The sequence below is a fragment of the Kitasatospora sp. NPDC001225 genome (assembly GCF_053597855.1).
The window spans coordinates 1-3,154 of record NZ_JBSFJC010000317.1; the positions used below are offsets into that span (position 1 = coordinate 1).

The following is a 3,154-nucleotide window of genomic DNA, read 5'->3' on the forward strand; positions in this document are numbered from 1 at the left end:
TTGATGACGCTCTCTGAATTTCCCCAGTCTGTGCTCTGAGGTTGGCCAAACCTGCTCAGTTGATCTCCCCACCCTTCGGGTGATGTTGTCCGGCGTGTCCGGTTGGTTCGTGCCCGGTCGGAAAGCCTGCGTTCGCAACGAGTTCGGCCTGTTCGGGGGCCCTGGTGCTGACGCGGGAGGAAGACGTGGACGCTCACGCGCTGCGTCGGCAGGGCTGGTCGATCTCGGCGATCGCCAGGCACCTGGGACGCGACCGCAAGACGGTCCGGGCCTACCTGAACGGCGAGCGGGTGCCCGAGCGCCGGGCTCAACTCCCGGACGCCTTCGTGCCGTTCATGGACTACTGCCGCCAGCGCCTCGCGGACGACCCGCACCTGTGGGCGTCGGCGCTGTTCGACGAGGTCGCCGAGCTCGGCTACCAGGGCGCCTACTCGACGTTCACCCGGGCCCTTCGCCGCCACCAGGTCCGCCCGCACTGCGAGCCCTGCAGGGCGGCGACCGGCCGGGACGTCGCGGTGATCGCGCACCCGCCGGGCGAGGAGATCCAGTTCGACTGGCTGGAGCTGCCCGACCCGCCGGCCGGCTGGGGCGTCGGTGCGCACGCCCACCTGCTGGTCGGCGCGCTCGCGCACTCGGGCCGCTGGCGGGCGGTGCTGGCGGAGGCGGAGGACTTTCCGCACCTGGTGCAGGCCCTGGACCAGGTGGTGCGCAAGCTCGGCGGCACCGCCCGGCGCTGGCGCTTCGACCGGATGGCCACCGTCTGCCACCCGCCCAGCGGCCGGGTCGTGCCGGCCTTCGCCGCGGTCGCGAAGTACTACGGCGTCGGCGTCGACATCTGCCCCTCGCGTCGGGGCAACCGCAAGGGTGTGGTGGAGAAGGCCAACCATTCGGCGGCGCAACGCTGGTGGCGCACGGTCCCGGACGCCCTGAGTGTCGTGCAGGCCCAGTCCGGCGTCGACAAGCTCGCGCTGCGGATGGACGAGCGGCGCCGCCGGATCGACGGCGCGCTGGCGACGGTCGCCGAGCTCGCAGCGGCGGAGCCGCTGCTGGAGGTCCCGACCCGGCCGTTCCCGGCCGAGCTGGAGGTCGAGCGGACGGTGAGCCCGCAGGGCCTGGTCTCCTTCGACGGCAACCAGTACTCCGTCCCTCCGGGCCTGCCCGGCGCTCAGGTGAGGGTGCTGCACCGCCTCGGCGAGGACTACCTGCACGTCCTCACGGCCGGCCGGGCGGTGGTCGCCAAGCACCGGCGGGCGCCGGGCGGGGCCGGGCAGACCGTCCGCGACGCCGGGCACGTGATCGCGTTGGAGCGCGCGGTGCTGGCGTCGTTCTCCGACCGGGCGCCCTGCAAGAGCAAGGTCCGCCGGCCGCCGTCGGAGGCCGCTCTCGCCGAGGCCGAGCGCCTGCGTGGGACCGGGACCAGTTCCGCGTCCGCGGAGCGGGTCGTCATCGATCTTTCCCACTACGCCGCCGTGGCCGACCGGCTGCGGACCGCACCGACACCCGAGGAGGACCACGGGGAGTGAGCACGTCACCGATGCAGATGAGCGAGGCCAGGCGCTTCCAGCAGTTGAAGGGGCACCTGTCCTACCTGAAGCTGAACAACGCCGCCGAGGCGTTGAACCGGGTCCTGGACCAGGCCCGCACCGAGCGGCTGTCGATGACCGCGGCGCTGGAGCGGCTGCTGGAGATCGAGGTCGAGGCGACCGAGGCCCGACGCCTGGCGGCTCGGGAGCGGTTCGCCTGCCTGCCCGAGCCCTGGACGCTCGCGGACTTCGACTTCGCCGCCCAGCCCGGCGTCGACGAGAAGCTGATCCGCGACCTGGCGACCTTGCGGTTCCTGGACGACGCGAGCAACGTCCTGTTCGTCGGCCCGCCCGGCGTCGGCAAGACGATGCTGTCGGTCGCGCTCGGCCGGGCCGCGGTCGAGGCCGGCCACCGCGTCTACTTCACCACCGCCGCCGACCTCGCCGCCCGCTGCCACAAAGCCGCGCTGGAAGGCCGCTGGAAGACCTGCATGAACTTCTTCGCCGGCCCGAAGCTGCTGATCGTGGACGAGCTCGGCTACCTCCCGCTGCCCGAGGACGGCGCGTCCGCGCTGTTCCAGGTGATCAACCAGCGGTATCTGAAGTCGAGCACGATCCTGACCACGAACGTCGGGATCGCCGACTGGGCCGGGGCGTTCGGCGACGCCACGGTCGCCGCCGCGATGCTCGACCGGCTCCTGCACCGCGCCGCCGTCGCCGGGATCGACGGCCCGTCCTACCGCCTGCGCAACCACCAGACCAAGGTCGACAACATCCGGGCGGGGGTGAACTCCCGTGCTTCCTGAGCAGGTTGACGCCCCCGAAACCCAGGACGGGCCCGAGCTCACCCGGCAGTGTCCGATCTGCCACACCGCCTTCGCTCTCGAATCGGCGTTCAGCAGGCGGGTCTACTGCTCGCCGGTCTGCCGCAACCGCGGCATCGCGGAGAAGACCATGGTCACCCGCAAGTGCATGGCCTGCCAGAACGAGTTCCAGGCACCCGCCCGCCGCCGGCGGTTCTTCTGCTCGCACGAGTGCCGGATCAGCGGCCGCGACCGCGAGGAGATGCGCGAGAGCCGAGCCTGCACGTTCTGCCAGGGTGAGTTCACCGCGCTCAAGACCGTCCGGCAGAACTACTGCAGCCCCCGCTGCCGCAAGGCCGCCGAGCGTGAGCGCGACCGCCGACGCGACGAGGACCGTGCTCTCCGCCTCGGCGAGCCCGCCCGCCGCAGGACGGTCGCCGCCCCGGCGTCCGTCCCGGCCCGGGCGGAACTGCCGCCTCCGCCCCCGCCGCCGGCGGCCAGGCCCCCGGCCCGGACGCCGGTCCGTGACGTCCTGGAGCCCGCGGCGACCCGCAACTGCCCGCACTGCGACCAGCCGATCACCATCGTCGCCCTGCTGGCCACCCCCGAAGCTGCCCGGCCCGTCATCCACCCGGCGCGCGAAGCGCCCCCGCTGCGACGGGTTCCCTGACCCGGCACCTGACCCGCCGTCCACCCTCGGGCCCCGCCGACCTTCGGTCGGCGGGGCCCACGCACGCGCTCCCCGATCCCCACCCTCCCCACTCCTTTGACCTGGTCAAGCAAGTGGGGAACCCGATCGGGGCTGGGGAATTTCGAAGATCCTCATCA

At 72.6% G+C, this 3,154-nt stretch carries 3 protein-coding genes; all 3 read left to right on the forward strand.

All coding sequences use genetic code 11. The annotated features are described in order from the left end of the window. Window positions 1-185 precede the first annotated feature (185 nt). From ACWDCZ_RS39790 to ACWDCZ_RS39800, 3 genes are read left to right on the forward strand one after another with little or no spacing between them, the layout of a single operon-like run. Window positions 186-1,523, forward strand: a complete 1,338-nt coding sequence (locus ACWDCZ_RS39790) for a Mu transposase domain-containing protein (RefSeq protein ID WP_449818520.1) — start codon at window positions 186-188, stop codon at window positions 1,521-1,523. Next, window positions 1,520-2,329, forward strand: a complete 810-nt coding sequence (istB, locus tag ACWDCZ_RS39795) for an IS21-like element helper ATPase IstB (protein ID WP_449818521.1) — start codon at window positions 1,520-1,522, stop codon at window positions 2,327-2,329. Before ACWDCZ_RS39790 ends, istB begins: the two co-directional genes overlap by 4 nt. Then, complete coding sequence (locus tag ACWDCZ_RS39800; protein ID WP_449818522.1) at window positions 2,319-2,996, forward strand: hypothetical protein; 678 nt, start codon at window positions 2,319-2,321, stop codon at window positions 2,994-2,996. The genes istB and ACWDCZ_RS39800 overlap by 11 nt, the downstream gene beginning before the upstream one ends. The last annotated feature ends 158 nt before the right edge of the window (window positions 2,997-3,154 follow it).